We start from the raw sequence: 20904 nt of genomic DNA on the forward strand, positions 1-20904 counted from the left end.
AGGCCATCCGAATCAGGGGAGAGCCGGTACACCGGCGTACGGGTCATCGGTAGCGTTTCAGGGTGTTCTGGGGGGAAAACAGCCATTGGCGTCCGTCAATGACTGCCAGCATCGACTGATTGATCCGACGTCGGCTCCACGTATCGAGCGAGGTGACGACGTCATGAGTATTTTCAGCCACTTCCAACAACGCTTCGCGTCCACGCAGCAGGAGGAACTCACCCTTCAAGAGTATCTCGAGCTGTGCAAGCAGGACCGCAGCACCTACGCATCTGCGGCCGAGCGCCTGCTACTGGCGATCGGTGAGCCGGAGTTGGTGGAAACCGCCAACAATTCGCGGCTGTCGCGAATATTCTCCAACAAGGTGATCCGCCGCTATCCGGCCTTTGAAGACTTCCATGGCATGGAGGAATGCATCGATCAGATCGTTTCCTACTTCCGCCATGCTGCCCAAGGGCTTGAGGAGAAGAAGCAGATCCTCTATCTGCTCGGCCCCGTCGGTGGCGGTAAGTCGTCCTTGGCCGAAAAACTCAAGCAATTGATCGAGAAGGTGCCTTTCTACGCGATCAAGGGCTCGCCGGTCTTCGAGTCGCCCCTGGGCCTGTTCAACGCCACGGAAGATGGCGCGATCCTTGAAGAAGACTTCGGTATCCCTCGACGCTATCTCAATACCATCATGTCGCCGTGGGCTACCAAGCGCCTGGCCGAGTTTGGTGGAGATATCAGCCAGTTCCGCGTAGTAAAACTCTACCCGTCGATCCTCAACCAGATCGGGGTCGCCAAGACCGAACCGGGCGACGAGAACAACCAGGATATTTCGGCGCTGGTGGGCAAGGTCGATATCCGCAAGCTTGAAGAATTCCCGCAGAACGACGCCGACGCCTACAGCTACTCAGGCGCGCTGTGCCGGGCCAACCAAGGCCTGATGGAGTTTGTGGAGATGTTCAAGGCACCGATCAAGGTGCTCCACCCACTGCTCACCGCGACCCAGGAAGGCAATTACAACAGTACCGAAGGCCTGGGGGCCATTCCCTTCACCGGGATTCTGCTGGCCCACTCCAACGAATCGGAATGGCACACTTTCCGCAACAACAAGAACAACGAAGCCTTCATCGACCGGATCTACATCGTCAAGGTGCCGTACTGCCTGCGGGTCAGCGATGAAATCAAGATCTACGACAAACTGCTGTTCAACAGCTCCCTGGCCAAGGCCCATTGCGCGCCCGATACCCTGAAGATGCTCGCCCAGTTCACCGTGCTGTCGCGCCTCAAGGAGCCGGAGAACTCGAATATCTATTCTAAGATGCGCGTATACGACGGCGAAAACCTCAAGGATACCGATCCCAAGGCCAAGTCGATCCAGGAGTACCGCGATACCGCCGGCGTGGACGAGGGTATGAACGGCCTGTCGACCCGCTTTGCGTTCAAGATCCTGTCCAAGGTCTTCAACTTCGACCCGCATGAGATTGCCGCCAACCCGGTGCACCTGCTCTATGTACTGGAACAGCAGATTGAACAGGAACAGTTCCAGGCCGAAACCCGTGAACGCTATCTTCGATTCCTCAAGGAATACCTGGCACCGCGCTACATCGAGTTTATCGGCAAGGAAATCCAGACCGCGTACCTGGAGTCCTACAGCGAGTACGGCCAGAACATCTTCGACCGCTACGTGCTTTACGCCGATTTCTGGATTCAGGACCAGGAGTACCGCGATCCGGAAACCGGCGAAATCCTCAACCGCGTGGCCCTCAACGAGGAGCTGGAAAAAATCGAGAAACCAGCCGGCATCAGCAATCCGAAGGATTTCCGCAACGAAATCGTCAACTTCGTACTGCGCGCCCGGGCCAATAACAACGGCAAGAACCCTACCTGGCTCAGCTACGAGAAGCTGCGGGTGGTAATCGAGAAGAAAATGTTCTCCAACACCGAAGACCTACTGCCGGTCATCAGCTTCAACGCCAAGGCCAGCAAGGAGGACCAACAAAAACACAACGACTTCGTTACTCGAATGGTCGAGCGAGGCTACACCGACAAACAGGTACGGCTGCTCTCCGAGTGGTATCTGCGGGTGCGCAAATCGCAGTAAGGCAGCGACAAGTGTGCACTGCCAGGCCGTTGGCCTGGCAGCCGACCGCTTGTCCCGAAGCTTCCAGCTAGCAGCTTGAAGCTTGTAACGTGAAGCTGCCCGGAGGGCTCCCTATGAGCTATGTGATCGACCGACGCCTCAATGGCAAGAACAAGAGCACGGTAAACCGCCAGCGTTTCCTGCGGCGTTACCGTGACCACATCAAAAAGGCCGTCGAAGAAGCCGTCAGCCGCCGCTCCATCACTGACATGGAGCACGGCGAACAAATCAGTATCCCGGGGCGGGACATTGACGAGCCGGTGCTTCACCACGGCCGCGGCGGCAAACAGACCGTCGTGCACCCCGGCAACAAGGAATTCACCACCGGCGAACACATCCAGCGCCCACAAGGTGGCGGTGGCGGTAAAGGTCCGGGCAAGGCCGGCAACTCCGGGGAAGGCATGGATGAATTCGTATTCCAGATCACCCAGGAAGAATTCCTCGAATTCATGTTCGAGGATCTGGAACTGCCAAACCTGGTCAAGCGCAACCTGACCGGGACCGACACCTTCAAGACCGTGCGCGCCGGGATCAGCAACGAGGGTAATCCATCGCGCATCAATATCATCCGCACCTTGCGTTCAGCCCATGCACGGCGCATCGCCTTGTCCGGCAGCAGCCGCGCCAAACTGAAGCAGGCCAAGGAGGAGTTGGCGCGCTTGAAGCGTGAAGAACCGGATAACTTCGGCGATATCCAGGAAATCGAGGCAGAAATAGAGAAACTCAGCGCACGCATCCACCGCGTACCGTTCCTCGATACCTTTGATTTGAAATACAACCTGTTGGTCAAACAACCCAACCCAAGCTCCAAAGCGGTGATGTTCTGCCTGATGGACGTGTCCGGCTCCATGACCCAGGCGACCAAGGATATTGCCAAGCGCTTCTTTATCCTGCTGTACCTGTTCCTGAAACGAAATTACGACAAAATCGACGTCGTGTTCATTCGCCATCACACCAGCGCCCGGGAAGTGGATGAAGAAGAGTTCTTTTACTCGCGGGAAACCGGCGGCACCATCGTTTCCAGTGCACTGAAGCTGATGCAGGAGATCATGGCCGAGCGCTACCCTGCCAACGACTGGAACATTTACGCCGCCCAAGCTTCCGACGGCGACAACTGGAACGACGACTCGCCGATCTGCCGTGACATCCTGATCAACCAGATCATGCCGTTTGTGCAGTACTACACCTATGTCGAAATCACCCCCCGTGAGCACCAGGCCCTGTGGTTCGAGTACGAGCGCATCGGCGAAGCCTTTGCCGATACGTTCGCCCAGCAGCAACTGGTCTCGGCCGGCGATATCTACCCGGTCTTCCGTGAACTCTTCCAGCGCAGGTTAGTGACATGACCGCCAAAAAAGAGAACAAGCGTCAACCCATTTCCACCGGTTCCGAGTGGACCTTTGAATTGATCCAGGCCTATGACCGGGAAATCAGCCGTATTGCGGCGGGTTATGCCCTGGATACTTACCCCAACCAGATTGAGGTCATCACCGCCGAGCAAATGATGGATGCCTATGCCTCCGTGGGCATGCCGTTGGGTTACCACCATTGGTCCTATGGCAAACACTTCCTCAGTACCGAGAAGTCGTACACGCGAGGACAGATGGGCCTGGCCTACGAGATCGTGATCAATTCCGACCCGTGCATCGCCTATCTGATGGAAGAAAACACTATCTGCATGCAGGCGCTGGTGGTGGCTCATGCCTGCTATGGACACAACAGTTTTTTCAAGGGCAACTATCTGTTTCGCACCTGGACCGACGCCAGCTCGATCATCGATTACCTGGTGTTTGCCAAGCAGTACATCATGCAGTGTGAGGAACGCCACGGTATCGATGCGGTGGAAGACCTTCTGGACTCCTGCCATGCCCTGATGAATTACGGGGTCGACCGCTACAAACGCCCCTACCCCATTTCCGCCGAAGAGGAACGCTTGCGCCAAAAGGAGCGTGAGGAGCACCTGCAGAAACAGATCAACGACCTATGGCGCACAATCCCCAAACGTGCCGGCAAAAACAACGACAAGGACAATGCGCGCTTCCCCGTCGAACCCCAGGAAAACATCCTCTATTTCCTGGAAAAACATGCTCCGCTGCTAGAGCCTTGGCAACGGGAAATTGTGCGCATCGTACGCAAGATTGCCCAGTACTTTTATCCACAGCGCCAGACCCAGGTGATGAACGAAGGCTGGGCGACTTTCTGGCATTACACGCTGATGAACGATCTGTACGACGAAGGCTTGGTCACTGACGGCTTCATGATGGAGTTTCTTACCTCCCACACCAGCGTGGTGTTCCAACCCGGCTTCGACAGCCCGTATTACAACGGTATCAACCCCTATGCCCTGGGCTTTGCCATGTACCGCGACATCCGCCGCATGTGCGAACACCCCACGGAAGAAGATCGCCGCTGGTTCCCGGAGATCGCTGGCAGCGACTGGTTGTCGACCATCAAGTTCGCCATGAGCAGTTTCAAGGATGAGAGTTTTATCCTGCAATACCTGTCACCTCAGGTGATTCGCGACCTCAAGCTGTTCAGCATCCTCGATGACGACCTCAAGGACGACCTGGTGGTCCCGGCCATCCACGACGAACCGGGGTACCGCATCATTCGCGAAACCCTGGCCGCCCAGTACAACCTGGGCAATCGCGAGCCTAACGTGCAGATCTATAGCATCGATGTGCGCGGCGACCGTTCGCTGACCCTGCGTCACCAGCAGCATGATCGCAAGCCTTTGGGCGAATCCACCGAGGAAGTGCTCAAGCACCTGCATCGACTGTGGGGGTTCGACATCCACCTGGAAACGCTACAGGGCGATCAGGTCATGAAAACCCATCATGTGCCGCCACGCAGCGATCACAACGACAATGACTACGGCCGCCTGGACATGGCCGTCGTTCATCTCTGAAGCAGCAAAGCCTCCACTGGCCAGGCACAGGCGTTATCCTGTGGCGCTAATGGAGGCTTTTTCATGAAAATCTACAAAGTCGGCGGCGCCGTGCGTGATCGCCTTCTAGGCATCAAGGTCACCGATATCGACCGCGTCGTCGTCGGCACAACCACCGAGGAAATGCTCGCCAAAGGCTATAAGCCGGTGGGCGCCGATTTCCCGGTATTTCTCGATCCGAAAAATGGTGATGAATACGCCCTTGCCCGCACCGAACGCAAGAGCGGCAGGGGTTACGGTGGCTTTGTGTTTCACGCAAGCCCCGAGGTCACCCTGGAAGAAGACTTGATCCGTCGTGACCTGACCATCAACGCCATGGCGGAAGATGACGATGGCAACCTGACCGACCCTTATCACGGCCAACGCGATCTTGAAGCGCGTATATTGCGTCATGTTTCCCCCGCGTTCGCCGAAGATCCGCTCCGCGTGCTGCGCGTTGCCCGCTTTGCCGCGCGTTATGCACACCTTGGCTTCAAGGTCGCACCCGAGACACTCGAGCTGATGCGTCAACTCAGTGATTGCGGCGAACTCCAGGCCCTTACCCCCGAACGCAGCTGGAAAGAAATCTCACGGGCGCTGATGGAGGATCACCCTCAGGTATTTATCCAGGTACTGCGCGACTGCGACGCACTGAAAACCCTGATGCCGGAGGTAAACGCGCTGTTCGGTGTGCCCCAACCCGAGGCTCATCATCCGGAAATCGATACCGGCATTCACACATTGAGCGTGCTGGAACAAGCCGCTTTGCACAGACAACCGCTGACAGTGCGCTGGGCCTGCCTGCTGCACGATTTGGGCAAAGGCCTGACGCCTGTGGATAAGTTGCCGCAGCATATTGCCCACGAACACCGCGGCTTAAGGCTGATCAAGGCGGTGAATGAGCGCTTCAAGGTGCCCAGGGATTGCCAGGAACTGGCATTGCTGGTGGGCGAATTTCATACCCACGGCCATCGCGCACTGGAACTCAAAGCCTCGACATTACTGGAATTACTGCAGAGTTTTGACCTGTACCGGCGGCCGCAACGCTTCGAAGAGTTTCTAGTAGCCTGCGAAATGGATGCCCGGGGCCGCAAAGGCTTTGAACAACGCAGTTATCCACAGGCAGATTATTTGCGCGGCGCGGCAAAGGCCGCACGCGAAGTACCGGTTGCACCATTGCTGGAAAAAGGTTTCAAAGGCCCAGAGCTGGGAGCGGCACTCAAGCGCGAACGGCTGAACGCGCTGAAAGCCTACAAGGAACAATACAAGCCTTTGTAGGAACGAGCTTGCCCGCGAAAAACGTCAATGATAAGGCAGCGCCCTCAGGTTTTTTGCGAGCAAGCTCAGCTCCTACAAGAGAGCTTGCGGCGTCAGTTGTCGGCCTTGCCACTCAAAGCCGACAGGCGCCAGCACCTGGTCGATCTGCGCATCGCGCCACAGCTCGGCCATTGTCTTGCCTGCCTCAGGGTGCATACGATCCGGCGCCATCATCGACAGCGGCCACAATACAAAAGCGTTTTTCAGGATTTCTGCCCGTGGCAGGATCAATCCATCGAAATTACCCACCAAATCTCCATACAGCAACACGTCGATATCCAGCGGCAGGCCCTTGCGGTTGGGCGCATAACGGCCATTATCGGCCTCGATGAGTTTCAGTCGGCGATCTAACTCCAACAACGGCAGGTCGGTATAGGCCGACACCACCAAGTTGAAAAATGGCCCGCTCTTGATCCCCACCGGCTGGCTTTCGAACACCGCTGAACAGCGCATATCCGTCAAGAACCCCGCCAGCGCATCCAGGCCGGCGCATAGACGGCTTTCGCGCTCAACATTGCTGCCAAGCCCAAGGTAAATCTGAGTCAACGACATCCGCGCTCGATCTCCACGCCCACGCCCTTGGCAGCCGGCACGGCGCCTGGCTTGGTCAATTTGAGGTGCAGCCAGGGAATCTGGAATTCGCTCATCAGCACCTCGGCCAAGCGCTCGGCGAAGGTTTCCACCAACTGATACTGGGACTGCTCGGCAAAAGCCTGGATACGCGCGGACACGCTGGCGTAATCCAGCGCCAGCGCCAGGTCATCACCTGCAGCGGCCGGGCGATTATCCCAGGCGAAGCTCAGGTCCAGGCGCAAGCACTGCCGGATCCCGCGCTCCCAGTCGTAGGCCCCAATCACGGTGTCGACTTCCAGGCCTTCGATAAACACTCTGTCCAAGTACTCTTCTCCGCAGCACGACAAGGGCGCGATGCCCCGTTAGAATCAGGGCATCCTCGCCCGGAATAGTTAGCATGTTTTGGTCACTGGCGATTCTCGCCTACCTGCTCGGCTCGCTGTCCTTCGCCATTTTGCTCAGCCGCCTGACGGGAAATCCCGACCCGCGAATGAGTGGCTCAGGCAATGCCGGCGCCACCAATATGTTGCGCCTGGCCGGCAAGAAACTTGCCGTCCTGACGTTGCTGGGCGACGTGTGCAAGGGCTTGCTGCCCGTGCTGATCGCCAGCCTCCTCGGCCTTTCCTTGCAACAGCAAGCCTGGGTGGGCGTGTGCGCCGTCCTGGGCCACCTGTTCCCGCTGTACTTCCGTTTTCGCGGCGGTAAAGGCGTTGCCACAGCGGCCGGTATGCTGCTGGGCATCTACCCACCGGCCGCGTTACTGGCCATGCTCGCCTGGCTGCTGACGTTCTACCTGACCCGAACCAGCTCGCTGGCCGCGCTGATCGCCACCCCGCTGACCCTGCCGCTGTTGGCCTGGCAGGAACCGCAGGCCTTGCTGCCGATGAGCATGCTGACCCTGCTGATCGTCTGGCGTCACCGCGGCAATCTACGCGACCTGTTTGCCGGGCGCGAACGGCATTTTTAAATCCGCCCTTGCGTCGGCTCTTACAACGGCGGCAACTGTTCCATTGGCCAACGTGCCTGCACGCTGATCGCCAGGCTTTCGTGCTGTCCGGCCTGCAAGCGCTGGCAACCGGCATAGGCGATCATCGCGCCGTTATCAGTGCAGAACTCAGGGCGTGCGTAGAACACATGACCATTCATGTCGCCGAGCATTTTCTCCAAGGACACGCGCAGTGCCTTGTTGGCACTGACGCCGCCAGCAATCACCAGCCGCTTCATACCCGCCTGCTTCAGGGCGCGCTTGCACTTGATGGTCAAAGTCTCCACCACGGCCTGCTGGAACGCCAGAGCGATGTCGCAACGGGCTTGTTGACCGTCGTCCCCGGCACTGACGCTCTGCTGCCAGGTGTTCAAGGCGGAGGTTTTCAAACCGCTGAAACTGAACATCAGGCCAGGGCGATCACACATCGGACGCGGGAAGGTGTAGCGCCCGGCCACGCCTTTCTCGGCAAGACGGGCGATTTCCGGGCCACCTGGATAATTGAGCCCCATCATCTTCGCAGTTTTATCGAAAGCTTCGCCGGCGGCGTCGTCCAGGGACTCACCCAGCAAGGTGTATTGGCCGATACCATCGACCTGAACCAGCTGCGTATGGCCGCCCGAAACCAACAAAGCGACGAACGGGAACTGCGGTGGTGTTTCTTCCAGCATGGGCGCCAGTAAATGGCCTTCCATATGGTGCACGCCAAGAGCCGGAATGCCCCAGGCAAAAGCCAGCGCCTGGGCGCAAGAGGCCCCAACCAGCAGGGCTCCAACCAATCCAGGGCCCGCAGTGTAGGCGATGGCATCGATCTCGGTCGCCACACAATCGGCCTCGTCCAGCACCTGGCGAATCAACGGCAGCATGCGCTTGACGTGATCACGGCTGGCAAGCTCCGGCACCACGCCACCATAGGCACGGTGCAGGTCGATCTGACTGAACAGCGCGTCGGCCAAAAGCCCGCGTTCACTGTCGTATAGGGCGACGCCGGTTTCGTCGCAGGAGGTTTCAAGTCCCAGTACTAGCATGGGTTTGCGCCTTGTAGAGGCTGAATTCGAAGGCGCGCATGATAGTCCCCGCTCCCCCTCCCGACTAGCGGTTTTCGATCAGAGGCTTTGCATTCCGGGCAATGAGGGGTTAACATCCGCAACCCTTAAAAACCGACGACCTCAGCCGCGAATTTTTTGCGACGAGAACGTTGATTCCCGGTAATGAAAGAAGGTAGCTCTGGATGCCAGCCGTCAAAGTAAAAGAGAACGAACCCTTCGACGTAGCTCTGCGTCGTTTCAAGCGCTCCTGCGAAAAAGCCGGTGTTCTGGCTGAAGTTCGTAGCCGCGAATTTTATGAGAAGCCAACTTCTGAGCGTAAGCGTAAAGCAGCAGCCGCTGTTAAGCGTCACGCCAAGAAAGTTCAGCGCGAACAGCGCCGCGCCGTTCGTCTGTACTAATACACAGACGTTCGTAGCAAGCTTCTGCCAAGCCCGGCCCTCAGCCGGGCTGTTGGCATTTGCGGATATCGCTTGATGCTTCACCGTCGACGCCGCACATGCGACCGAGACACTGCTTCAAACGTCAGGGCTGGCTCTTTTGCCAGCGGTGCACGTCTCTTCTGACGAGCCTAACAAGGCTACTGACGAGCACACCTATTCTTCAAGCAGGCGATCAACTGTGTCGGCTGTGCCCATCGATGCGCTTCCGAGGCCTTCATCGGCCAAGACCGGACGCCCGGGCAACATTTCCATGCCGAAGACTGATCAGAAACTACCGTCAGTGAATGCTCGGCAGATACACTTTCCTGACAACCCAAGCAGACGATGATGATCGAGCACTCGATACGTGCGCTTGAACACTTCACGGGCCCTCATTTACACGCAGTGATGACGAGAACGCCATGGCCGGGCTGATTCCCCAGAGCTTTATTGACGACCTTCTGAACCGCACCGACATCGTCGATGTTGTCAGCTCACGCGTACAACTGAAAAAAGCCGGCAAGAACTACACCGCCTGCTGCCCGTTCCATAAAGAAAAAACCCCATCGTTCAGCGTCAGCCCCGACAAGCAGTTCTATTACTGCTTCGGTTGCGGCGCCGGCGGCAATGCCCTCGGCTTCCTGATGGACCACGACAACCTGGACTTCCCCCAGGCCGTCGAGGATCTGGCCAAAGCCGCCGGCATGGAAATCCCCCGCGAAGAAAGCGGCCGCCCGCACAAACCCAGGCAGCCCACCGACTCGCCGCTCTATCCGCTGTTGACGGCCGCTGCTGATTTTTATCGTCAAGCGCTCAAGAGCCATCCGCAGCGCAAGGCCGCCGTCGATTACCTCAAGAGCCGTGGCCTTACCGGTGAAATCGCCCGCGACTTCGGCCTCGGGTTCGCCCCGCCGGGCTGGGACAATCTATACAAGCACCTGAGCAGCGATACCCTCCAGCAAAAAGCCATGATCGATGCCGGCTTGTTGGTGGAGAACGCCGAGACCGGCAAGCGCTACGATCGTTTTCGCGACCGTGTGATGTTTCCGATTCGCGACAGCCGTGGCCGTATCATCGCCTTTGGTGGCCGTGTACTCGGGGACGACAAGCCCAAGTACCTGAACTCCCCGGAGACCCCGGTGTTCCACAAGGGCCAGGAACTCTACGGCCTGTTCGAAGCACGCAAGAACAACCGCAACCTCGACGAGATCATCGTGGTTGAAGGCTACATGGACGTAATCGCCCTGGCCCAGCAAGGCCTGCGCAACGCGGTGGCAACCCTCGGCACCGCCACCAGCGAAGAGCACTTGAAGCGCCTGTTTCGCGTGGTGCCCAGCGTGCTGTTCTGCTTCGACGGTGACCAGGCCGGCCGCAACGCCGCCTGGCGCGCGCTTGAGGCCACGCTGTCGAGCCTGCAGGACGGGCGTCGTGCACGCTTCCTGTTCCTGCCCGAAGGCGAGGACCCGGACACACTGGTGCGCTCGGAAGGCACTGACGCGTTTCGTGCGCGCATCAATCAACATGCGCAGCCCCTGGCAGATTATTTTTTCCAGCAACTGACCGAAGAGGCTGACCCGCGCTCCCTCGAGGGCAAGGCCCATATGGCCACCCTCGCCGCACCGCTGATCGACAAGGTCCCGGGCGCCAACTTGCGCACCCTGATGCGCCAGCGCCTGCTGGAGATCACCGGTTTGAGCGGCGAAGCCGTAAGTCAGCTGGTGCACAGCGCACCACAGGATGCACCGCCGGCCTACGACCCCGGCATGGATTACGACGCCATGCCGGACTATGCCGACTTCCACCAACCCCAGGAGGCCTTTGCGCCCCAGCAGGATTGGACACCAAAGAAACCCGGCGCCGGCGGCAAGAAATGGGACAAGAAGCCCTGGAGCAAGAACGGCAAGCGCGGCGATCGCGATGAAGCCTACGCTCCACGCACGCCGGTGGCGGTAGAAGCCCCGACACTTATTGCGCTGCGTACATTGATTCACCACCCGCAATTGGCCGGCAAGGTTGAAAGTGCCGACCATTTTGCCAACGAGAGCAACACCTATGCCCAGGTGCTGATTGCCCTGATCGAGGCGGTGCAAAAAAATCCTAAGCTAAACTCAATTCAGCTTATGGCTCGCTGGCATGGCACGGAACAGGGCCGTTTATTGAAAGCCCTGGCGGAAAAGGAGTGGCTAATTGACGGCGATAACCTTGAACAACAGTTTTTAGACACCATTAATAGGTTATCCGCGGGTCAGCATACGCAGACCCTCGATGAGCTCATCAAGAGAGCCAGGCAGCCGGGATTGTCGGCTGAAGAGCAAATTCAGATAGCAAAACAGATGCGCGACCTCTTAAAACAGAATGTTTCCGCATCAAACCCGACCTCAGCTGGCGTGTGAGGTCATAGCTCGGGTATAATCCTCGGCTTGTTTTTTGCCCGCCAAGACCTTCAGTGGATAGGGTGTTATGTCCGGAAAAGCGCAACAGCAGTCTCGTATCAAAGAGTTGATCACACTAGGTCGTGAGCAGGGTTACCTGACTTACGCGGAGGTCAACGACCACCTGCCTGAGGATATTTCAGATCCAGAGCAGGTGGAAGACATCATCCGCATGATTAACGACATGGGGATCAACGTATTCGAAGTCGCGCCAGATAAGGACTCCCTTATGCTGGCCGACGCTGATACCGACGAGGCCGCCGCTGAGGAAGCTGCTGCCGCGCTGGCTGCAGTAGAGACCGATATCGGCCGCACGACGGACCCTGTACGCATGTATATGCGTGAAATGGGTACGGTCGAGCTGCTGACTCGCGAAGGCGAAATCGAAATCGCCAAGCGTATCGAAGAGGGCATCCGTGAAGTGATGGGCGCAATCGCGCACTTCCCTGGCACGGTTGACCACATTCTCTCCGAGTACACCCGCGTCACCACCGAAGGTGGCCGCCTGTCCGACGTCCTGAGCGGTTATATCGACCCGGACGACGGCATTGCGCCGCCTGCCGCCGAAGTACCGCCGCCGGTCGACCCGAAAGCGCCGAAAGCGGACGACGACACCGACGACGACGAGGCTGAAGCCAGCAGCGACGACGAAGATGAAGTCGAAAGCGGCCCGGACCCTGTTGTCGCGGCACAGCGTTTTGGTGCGGTTTCCGATCAAATGGAAATCACCCGCAAGGCTTTGAAGAAGCACGGTCGCGGCAACAAGCAGGCAATTGCCGAGCTGGTCGCCCTGGCTGAGCTGTTCATGCCGATCAAGCTGGTGCCCAAGCAGTTCGAAGGCCTGGTTGAGCGCGTTCGCAGTGCTCTTGAGCGTTTGCGTGCCCAAGAACGTGCAATCATGCAGCTCTGTGTGCGTGATGCGCGTATGCCGCGTACCGACTTCCTGCGCCAGTTCCCGGGCAACGAAGTTGACGAAAGCTGGACCGACGCACTGGCCAAGGGCAAGGCGAAATACGCCGAAGCCATCGGTCGCCTGCAGCCGGACATCATTCGTTGCCAGCAGAAGCTGATCGCGTTGCAGACCGAAACCGGTCTGACGATTGCCGAGATCAAGGACATCAACCGTCGCATGTCGATCGGTGAGGCCAAGGCCCGCCGCGCGAAGAAAGAGATGGTTGAAGCGAACTTGCGCCTGGTGATCTCCATCGCCAAGAAGTACACCAACCGTGGCCTGCAGTTCCTCGACCTGATCCAGGAAGGCAACATCGGCCTGATGAAGGCGGTGGACAAGTTCGAATACCGTCGCGGCTACAAGTTCTCGACCTATGCCACCTGGTGGATCCGTCAGGCGATCACTCGCTCGATCGCCGACCAGGCCCGCACCATCCGTATCCCGGTGCACATGATCGAGACCATCAACAAGCTCAACCGTATTTCCCGGCAGATGTTGCAGGAAATGGGTCGCGAACCGACCCCGGAAGAGCTGGGTGAACGCATGGAAATGCCTGAGGATAAAATCCGCAAGGTATTGAAGATCGCTAAAGAACCGATCTCCATGGAAACGCCGATTGGTGATGACGAAGACTCCCACCTGGGTGACTTCATCGAAGACTCGACCATGCAGTCGCCAATCGATGTCGCCACCGTTGAGAGCCTCAAAGAAGCAACCCGCGACGTGCTGTCCGGCCTCACTGCCCGTGAAGCCAAGGTACTGCGCATGCGTTTCGGCATCGACATGAATACCGACCACACCCTTGAGGAAGTCGGTAAGCAGTTTGACGTGACCCGCGAGCGGATCCGTCAGATCGAAGCCAAGGCGCTGCGCAAGTTGCGCCACCCGACGCGAAGCGAGCATCTGCGCTCCTTCCTCGACGAGTGATACCAGAACCCCCGGCCCAGGCCGGGGGTTTTGTTTTGAATAGATAAAATTCGTCGCAACCTCCCTCCCCTGAAATGCCCGTCTACACTCGATTCATTCCCCGTGCCATAACGAGACCGTTATGCCCAGATTGCCGACCGTGTTACTACTGTCGCTGCTGACCTGGACCGCAACGGCTGGCGCGTTGACTCTTACGGATGATGAGCGTAGCTGGTTGGCGGACCATCAGGAGCTGCGCCTCGGTGTGGATGCGTCGTGGCCACCTTTCGAATACCGTGATGAAAACAGCCGTTACCAGGGCCTGGCCGCTGACTATGTACGCCTGATCCAGGACCGCCTGGGTGTGCGGATCAAGCTGATCGAGCCGGCCAACTGGACCGCTGCGCTTGAACAAGCCCGGAGCAACCAGCTCGACCTGCTACCCGGCATCATGTCCACCCCGGAGCGCCAAGGTTTCCTGGCCTTCACACGTCCCTACCTGGACTTTCCCATTATCATCCTTGCCCATGAAGGCGGCGCAAAACCACGCAACCTCAGGGATTTGTACGGACTGAAAATTGCCGTGGTGGAAAACTACGCGCCCCATGAGTTGCTGCGTACCCACCATCCGGACCTGAACCTCGTCGCAATGCCCAACGTCAGCTCGACGCTGCAAGCGCTGGCCACCGATGAAGTGGATGCGGTAGTCGGCGACCTGGCCTCCAGTGTCTGGAGCCTGCGCCAACTCAAACTCGATGGCTTGTACGTCAGCGGTGAAACGCCCTACCGCTACCAATTGGCGATGGGCGTCCCGCGGGATGAAAAAATACTGGTGGGTATCCTGGACAAAGTCCTCGCCGACCTCAGCCCAGCCGAAACCGAAGCGATCCAGCAACACTGGGTGGGCAGCTTCACGGATCACCGCACGCTCTGGGCGGACCTGCTGATGTACGGCCTGCCAGCGGTGTTGCTACTGAGCACCGTGTTGGCAGTGGTCATTCGCATCAATCGCCGGCTCAGCTCGGAAATCTCCCGTCGGGTCGCCCTTGAGCAAGAACTGCGTAGTAGTGAGTACCACTATCGTGGCCTGGTGGAGAGCTTGTCTGCCATTGCCTGGGAAGCGAGCATCAGCGACTTCACCTACAGCTATGTGTCACCCCATGCCGAAGATCTGCTCGGCTATCCCCGCGCCCATTGGCTGATTCCAGGCTTCTGGCGCAATATTATCCACCCCGCTGACCTGACCCACACCGAGGCGTATTGCTACCGGGAAACCCGTGCCAATCGCGATCATAGCGTCGACTATCGCGTCATCACCGCTGATGGCCGCTGCCTGTGGGTCCGCGATATCGTCAGCCTGATCGAACATGGCCATGAACCAGTGCTACGCGGCTTGATGATCGACATCAGCGAAGCCAAGGGCACCGAAGAAGCCCTGCAACTGTCCGAGCAGAAGTTTGCCTCAGTGTTTCAGCAATGCCCGGACATCCTGGTGATTGCGCGGCTGTCCGATGGCTGCCTGCTGGAGGTCAATAAGGCATTCGAGGACCAGATTGGCCTGAGCGCCAACGAGGTCATAGGCAAAACCGCCACTGAGCTGAATATATGGGACGTTCAAGGCATTGGCCCGGATTTGCTGCACCGGGTGCAGACCACCAGTATCCGCAACCTGGAAATGCAATTTCTGCGCAGCAACGGCCAGGCATTTACCGGGCTGATCTCGGCTGAGCCCTTCCAACTCGACACCACCGAAGCGCTGGTGGTGGTGGTGCGCGACATCACTCAACTCAAGGAAACCCAACAGCGGCTGCAAACCTCCGAAGAGAAATTCGCCAAGGCGTTCCACGCCTCCCCTGATGGCTTGCTGCTGAGCCGCCAGAGCGATGGACTGCTGATTGAGGTAAACGAAGGTTTCAGCCATCTGACCGGCTTCACCAGCGCCACCTCACTGGATCAATCAGCTTCGGACCTGGGCATCTGGGTCGACCTCAGCGAACGTAAGCACATGCTGGAGTTGATGCATCGCGACGGCTTTGTCCGCGATTTCGTCTGCCATATCCGCCGCGCTGACGGCCAGATTCGTCTCTGCGAAGTGTCCAGCCGCCCGCTGCCCATTGGCGACGACGATTGCATGCTGACCATCGCCCGGGACATCACCGAACGCCAGTTAATGCAGGAAAAACTGCAACAGGCCGCCACGGTGTTCGAAAGCACCGCCGAAGGCGTCTTGATCACCGACACCCGACAGAACATCAGCGCCGTCAATCGCGCCTTTAGTGAGATTACCGGCTACAGCGAGACCGAAGCCCTCGGCCATACCCCACGCCTGCTTGCCTCCGGCCTGCATGACAGCGCGTTCTACGCGGCGATGTGGCACCAACTGACGGCCCACGGTCACTGGCAAGGCGAAATTTCCAACCGCCGCAAAAACGGCGAAGTGTATCCAAGTTGGCTGACCATCAGCGCCGTGCGTAACCGCGACCAGTTGATCACACACTTCGTGGCCGTGTTTGCTGACATCTCCAGCCTCAAGCTGGCCCAGGCACGCCTGGACTACCAGGCCCACCATGACCCGTTGACCGGCCTGCCCAACCGCACTCTGTTTGAAAATCGACTGCAGGCCGCCCTCAACGGCCAGCAGGACAGCGGCAAACAGGGCGCCGTTCTGTTTCTCGACCTGGACCGCTTCAAACACATCAACGACAGCCTCGGCCACCCGGTAGGCGACCTGCTGCTCAAAGACATCGCCGTACGCCTCAAGGAGCAACTGCGGGACGTGGACACCGTGGCCCGCCTGGGCGGCGATGAATTCATCATCCTGCTTCCCGGCTTGCAACAGGCCAGCGATGCTCAGCACCTGGCGAATAAACTGCTCGATTGCTTTACACCGCCGTTCCAGGCCGGAGAGCATGAGTTCTTTATCAGCGCCAGTATCGGCACCAGCCTGTATCCACAGGACGGCACCGACGTTGCCACCCTGGTCAAAAACGCCGATGCCGCGATGTACCGCTCCAAAGCCAAGGGCCGCAACCGGGTCGAACACTACACCCGCGACCTGACAGCCCAGGCCAATGAACGCGTGGCGCTGGAACACGAACTGCGTCGCGCCATCGAACGTGAAGAATTGAGCCTGTGTTACCAACCCAAGCGCAGCCTGGTGACCCAGGAACTGATCGGCGCCGAAGCCTTGATCCGCTGGCACCACCCGACCTTGGGCGAAGTCCCGCCCGAACACTTCATTGCCCTGGCCGAAGAGAACGGCATGATCCTGCAGATTGGCGACTGGGTACTGGAACAGGCCTGCCGCCAGCTGCATGTATGGCAGCAGGCTTTCGACGATTTCGGTCCACTGTCGGTCAATCTTGCTGGCGCTCAACTGCGGCACCCCAAGCTGCTGTCACGCATCGAACAGCTGCTGCGCGATTACTGCCTGGAACCCGGCTGCCTGCAGTTGGAGATCACCGAAAACTTCATCATGAGCCAGGCCGAAGAAGCCCTGGGGGTGCTGCATCAACTCAAGCGCCTGGGCGTCCAATTGGCTATCGACGATTTCGGCACCGGTTATTCGTCCCTCAGCTACCTCAAGCGCCTGCCCCTGGACTTCCTCAAGATCGATCAATCCTTCGTCCGCGGCCTGCCCGATGACCCCCACGACGTCGCCATCGTGCGCGCCATCATCGCCCTCGGCCACAGCATGCAATTCACCATCATCGCCGAAGGCGTGGAGAACACCGCACAGCAGGCCTTCCTCGCCGCCGAAGGGTGTGAACAGATGCAAGGCTACATCGTCAGCCTGCCCCTGCCACCGGCGCTTTTTGCCGCAAACTTCCTTCGTACAAGGCAGGAGGATTTTTCGGATGGCACAGTGAAGAAACCATCGTTATAATCCGCGACCTACTGAGGGCCTATAGCTCAGTTGGTTAGAGCAGAGGACTCATAATCCTTTGGTCGTAGGTTCGAGTCCTACTGGGCCCACCAAACAAGAAAGCCGCGCATTGCGCGGCTTTTGCGTGTCTGGCGTAGCGGTTCTTTCAGCCGGACCAAGCCTGTACCATGCTTGCTCATTGCCGTCCGCACTGGAGCCTCCCCCCTTGCCCCCCCTAGACGAAATCGACCGCCAGCTTATCGCCGCCCTGCAGCTCAACGCTCGCGAAAGCGTGGCCATGCTCGCCCGGCAGTTGGGCATTGCGCGTACCACGGTGACGTCGCGTCTGGCGCGCCTGGAGAAAACCCAGGTGATCACCGGGTATGGCGTGCGCCTGGGCCAACGCGTTGCAGATGGGGGATTGCAGGCTTATGTGGGCATTACCGTACAACCGCGCTCCGGTAAAGAAGTGCTGCGCAGGCTGAGTGCCATGGCGCAAGTACAGCAGTTGTGCGCGGTGAGTGGCGAGTTCGATTATGTGGCCTGGCTGCGCACCGATTCGCCGGAGCAGTTGGACCAGTTGCTCGACCAGATCGGCACTGTCGACGGTGTAGAAAAAACCACCACCTCGATCATCCTCAGCAACAAACTGGATCGCGGCCAACCAATCTGACCACTGGATTCGTCATATTGACAAAAATCAGTGCAATCCGACGACACATTGCGTCTTATTAACGAGCGCAACGCTCCCTAAACTGGCTGCCATCTTTTCCTATACTCAACGGGCCATATCCCGCCGAGCCGTCAGTAAGGTCAGCCATGAGCATTCCGTCCAGCACCATCAGCAAGACCAATCGCCACCCCGCAGACGGCAAGAAACCCATCACCATTTTTGGTCCGGATTTCCCCTTTGCCTTTGATGACTGGATCGAACACCCCGCCGGGCTGGGCAGTATTCCCGCCGCCCACCATGGCGCCGAGGTGGCGATCGTGGGGGCCGGTATAGCGGGCCTGGTTGCGGCCTACGAGCTGATGAAGCTGGGCCTCAAGCCGGTGGTGTATGAAGCTTCGAAAATGGGTGGGCGTTTGCGCTCCCAGGCCTTTGAAGGCGCCGAGGGCATCATCGCCGAGCTGGGTGGCATGCGTTTTCCCGTGTCGTCCACCGCGTTCTACCATTACGTGGACAAGCTGGGCCTGGAGACCAAACCCTTCCCCAACCCGCTGACCCCGGCGTCCGGCAGTACCGTGATCGATCTGGAAGGCCAGACCCACTACGCACAAAAACTTTCGGATTTGCCGGCACTGTTCCAGGAAGTGGCCGATGCCTGGGCCGATGCCCTGGAAGCCGGCTCGCAGTTCGGTGATATCCAGCAGGCGATCCGCGATCGCGACGTGCCGCGCCTCAAGGCACTATGGAACAAGCTGGTGCCGCTGTGGGATGACCGTACCTTCTACGATTTCGTCGCCACCTCCAAGGCCTTTGCCAAGTTGTCGTTCCATCATCGCGAGGTGTTTGGCCAGGTCGGCTTCGGCACGGGTGGCTGGGACTCGGACTTCCCCAACTCCATGCTGGAAATCTTCCGTGTGGTGATGACCAATTGCGATGACCATCAACACCTGGTCGTCGGCGGCGTGGCGCAAGTACCCATGGGCATCTGGCGACACGTGCCGGAGCGTTGCGCCCACTGGCCAGCCGGCACCAGCCTCAGCTCGCTGCATAGAGGCGCACCACGGGCAGGCGTGAAACGCATTGCCCACGCCGCCGACGGCCGTTTCGCCGTCACCGACAACTACGGCGACACCCGTGAATATGCCGCAGTGCTGACCACTTGCCAAAGCTGGCTGCTGACCACCCAGATCGAATGCGACGAAACCCTGTTCTCGCAAAAAATGTGGATGGCCCTGGACCGCACGCGATACATGCAGTCATCGAAAACCTTTGTGATGGTCGACCGCCCATTCTGGAAAGACAAAGATCCGCAGACCGGTCGCGACCTGATGAGCATGACCCTCACCGACCGCCTGACCCGCGGTACCTATCTGTTCGATAACGGTGACGACAAGCCGGGCGTGATCTGCCTGTCCTACTCGTGGATGAGCGATGCGCTGAAAATGCTGCCCCAGCCTATCGATAAGCGCGTCAAGCTGGCCCTCGACGCGCTGAATAAGATCTACCCGAAAGTCGATATCAAGGCGCGCATCATCGGCGACCCGATTACCGTATCCTGGGAAGCCGACCCGCATTTCCTCGGCGCGTTCAAAGGCGCCCTGCCCGGTCACTATCGCTACAACCAGCGCATGTATGCGCACTTCATGCAGAAGGACATGCCCGCCGAACAACGTGGGATCTTCATCGCCGGCGATGATGTTTCCTGGACCCCGGCCTGGGTGGAAGGCGCGGTGCAGACCTCGCTCAATGCGGTCTGGGGCATCATGACCCACTTCGGTGGCAGCACCCACCCAGAGAACCCGGGGCCAGGTGATGTGTTCGATGAAATCGGGCCAATCGCCCTCGCCGAGTAAGGAGTTGACCATGCGTGTCGCCCTGTACCAATGCCCGCCGCTGCCGCTGGATGTGGCCGCCAACCTCCAGCGTCTGCACCAGTTGGCCCATGAAGCGTGCGACGCCGATGTGCTGGTGCTGCCGGAGATGTTTCTCAGCGGCTATAACATCGGCACCGAAGCCGTTGGCGCGCTGGCTGAGGCTCAGGATGGACCGTCGGCACAGGCAATTGCCGAACTGGCGCAGAGTGCCGGGCTGGCGATTCTGTACGGCTACCCGGAGCGGGCCGAAGATGGCCAGGTCTACAACGCCGTGCAGTTGATCGACGCCCAGGGCAAGCGCTTGTGCAACTACCGCAAGACGCACTTGTTTGGCGACCTGGATCACTCGATGTTCAGTGCCGGTCCGGATGATTTCCCAGTGGTGGAATTGAACGGGTGGAAGGTAGGCATGCTGATCTGCTATGACCTTGAGTTTCCGGAAAACACCCGGCGCCTAGCCATGGCCGGTGCCGAACTGATCCTGGTGCCCACCGCCAACATGGTGCCGTTCGACTTTGTCGCCGACGTCACTGTGCGCGCACGAGCCTTCGAGAACCAATGTTTCGTTGCCTACGCCAATTACTGCGGGCATGAAGGCGATATTCAGTACTGCGGGCAAAGCAGCATTGCCGCGCCGGATGGCCAGCGACTCGCCCAGGCCGGCCTGGATGAAGCATTGATTGTCGGCACGCTGGATCGTCAATCGATCCTCGACGCCCGCGCCGCCAATCACTACCTGCACGACCGTCGCCCCGAACTCTACGGCGCACTGCACAAGCCCTGACCCGGTGGGTTTGCTAGCATAGGCACT

15 protein-coding genes and 1 tRNA gene are annotated in these 20904 nt (G+C 58.8%); 13 read left to right on the top strand and 3 right to left on the bottom strand.

Going from position 1 to position 20904, the window contains the following annotated elements; genetic code table 11:
• Positions 1-163: 163 nt before the first annotated feature.
• The 4 genes from ASD70_RS15760 to ASD70_RS15775 all read left to right on the top strand — a co-directional run bounded on the left by ASD70_RS15760 (position 164) and on the right by ASD70_RS15775 (position 6329).
• Positions 164-2086 (top strand): PrkA family serine protein kinase, encoded by a 1923-nt coding sequence (locus ASD70_RS15760; protein WP_003194732.1) that lies wholly within the window; start codon positions 164-166, stop codon positions 2084-2086.
• 113 nt (positions 2087-2199) lie between these two features.
• Complete coding sequence (locus tag ASD70_RS15765; protein WP_034116083.1) at positions 2200-3471, top strand: YeaH/YhbH family protein; 1272 nt, start codon at positions 2200-2202, stop codon at positions 3469-3471.
• On the top strand, positions 3468-5033 hold the full coding sequence (locus ASD70_RS15770; protein WP_046069795.1) for a SpoVR family protein: 1566 nt from the start codon (positions 3468-3470) through the stop codon (positions 5031-5033). Before ASD70_RS15765 ends, ASD70_RS15770 begins: the two co-directional genes overlap by 4 nt.
• A 63-nt stretch (positions 5034-5096) precedes the next feature.
• On the top strand, positions 5097-6329 hold the full coding sequence (locus ASD70_RS15775) for a multifunctional CCA addition/repair protein (RefSeq protein ID WP_046069796.1): 1233 nt from the start codon (positions 5097-5099) through the stop codon (positions 6327-6329).
• Between the two features lie 72 nt (positions 6330-6401).
• On the opposite strand, the gene folK is transcribed toward ASD70_RS15775, so the two are convergent.
• Positions 6402-6920 carry a 2-amino-4-hydroxy-6-hydroxymethyldihydropteridine diphosphokinase gene (gene folK, locus ASD70_RS15780; RefSeq protein WP_046069797.1) on the bottom strand — a complete coding sequence of 173 codons (519 nt, stop codon included), beginning with the start codon at positions 6918-6920 and terminating at the stop codon, positions 6402-6404.
• Complete coding sequence (gene folB, locus ASD70_RS15785) at positions 6911-7264, bottom strand: dihydroneopterin aldolase (RefSeq protein ID WP_046069798.1); 354 nt, start codon at positions 7262-7264, stop codon at positions 6911-6913. Before folB ends, folK begins: the two co-directional genes overlap by 10 nt.
• A 74-nt stretch (positions 7265-7338) precedes the next feature.
• Here folB and plsY point away from each other — a divergent pair, with 74 nt between their 5' ends.
• Positions 7339-7908: a glycerol-3-phosphate 1-O-acyltransferase PlsY gene (gene plsY / locus ASD70_RS15790; RefSeq protein WP_046069799.1), complete on the top strand. Its 570-nt coding sequence runs from the start codon at positions 7339-7341 to the stop codon at positions 7906-7908.
• A gap of 20 nt (positions 7909-7928) precedes the next feature.
• On the opposite strand, the gene tsaD is transcribed toward plsY, so the two are convergent.
• Entirely contained in the window at positions 7929-8954 is a 1026-nt protein-coding gene (tsaD, locus tag ASD70_RS15795) for a tRNA (adenosine(37)-N6)-threonylcarbamoyltransferase complex transferase subunit TsaD (protein WP_046069800.1), read from the bottom strand.
• Positions 8955-9157: 203 nt separating this feature from the next.
• On the opposite strand from tsaD, the gene rpsU reads away from it, so the two are divergent.
• From rpsU to ASD70_RS15835, 8 genes are all read left to right on the top strand, one after another.
• Positions 9158-9373, top strand: a complete 216-nt coding sequence (gene rpsU, locus ASD70_RS28415; protein WP_002551877.1) for a 30S ribosomal protein S21 — start codon at positions 9158-9160, stop codon at positions 9371-9373.
• Positions 9374-9816: 443 nt separating this feature from the next.
• Positions 9817-11787: a DNA primase gene (gene dnaG, locus ASD70_RS15805; RefSeq protein WP_056846891.1), complete on the top strand. Its 1971-nt coding sequence runs from the start codon at positions 9817-9819 to the stop codon at positions 11785-11787.
• Positions 11788-11854: 67 nt separating this feature from the next.
• A complete protein-coding gene (gene rpoD / locus ASD70_RS15810; RefSeq protein ID WP_046069802.1) occupies positions 11855-13705 on the top strand; it encodes an RNA polymerase sigma factor RpoD in 1851 nt (616 codons plus the stop codon).
• 121 nt (positions 13706-13826) lie between these two features.
• The gene (locus ASD70_RS15815; protein ID WP_056846892.1) at positions 13827-17570 is read left to right on the top strand and encodes a bifunctional diguanylate cyclase/phosphodiesterase; all 3744 of its coding nucleotides are present in this window, start codon (positions 13827-13829) and stop codon (positions 17568-17570) included.
• Positions 17571-17585: 15 nt separating this feature from the next.
• Positions 17586-17662, top strand: a tRNA-Ile gene (locus ASD70_RS15820).
• Between the two features lie 113 nt (positions 17663-17775).
• Positions 17776-18222, top strand: a complete 447-nt coding sequence (locus tag ASD70_RS15825; RefSeq protein ID WP_046069804.1) for an Lrp/AsnC family transcriptional regulator — start codon at positions 17776-17778, stop codon at positions 18220-18222.
• Positions 18223-18389: 167 nt separating this feature from the next.
• Positions 18390-20072, top strand: a complete 1683-nt coding sequence (locus tag ASD70_RS15830) for a flavin monoamine oxidase family protein (protein ID WP_043049753.1) — start codon at positions 18390-18392, stop codon at positions 20070-20072.
• Between the two features lie 10 nt (positions 20073-20082).
• Positions 20083-20877: a carbon-nitrogen hydrolase family protein gene (locus ASD70_RS15835; RefSeq protein WP_046069805.1), complete on the top strand. Its 795-nt coding sequence runs from the start codon at positions 20083-20085 to the stop codon at positions 20875-20877.
• Positions 20878-20904 lie beyond the last annotated feature (27 nt).

The organism is Pseudomonas sp. Root569 (assembly GCF_001427465.1).
GTDB lineage: Bacteria > Pseudomonadota > Gammaproteobacteria > Pseudomonadales > Pseudomonadaceae > Aquipseudomonas > Aquipseudomonas synxantha.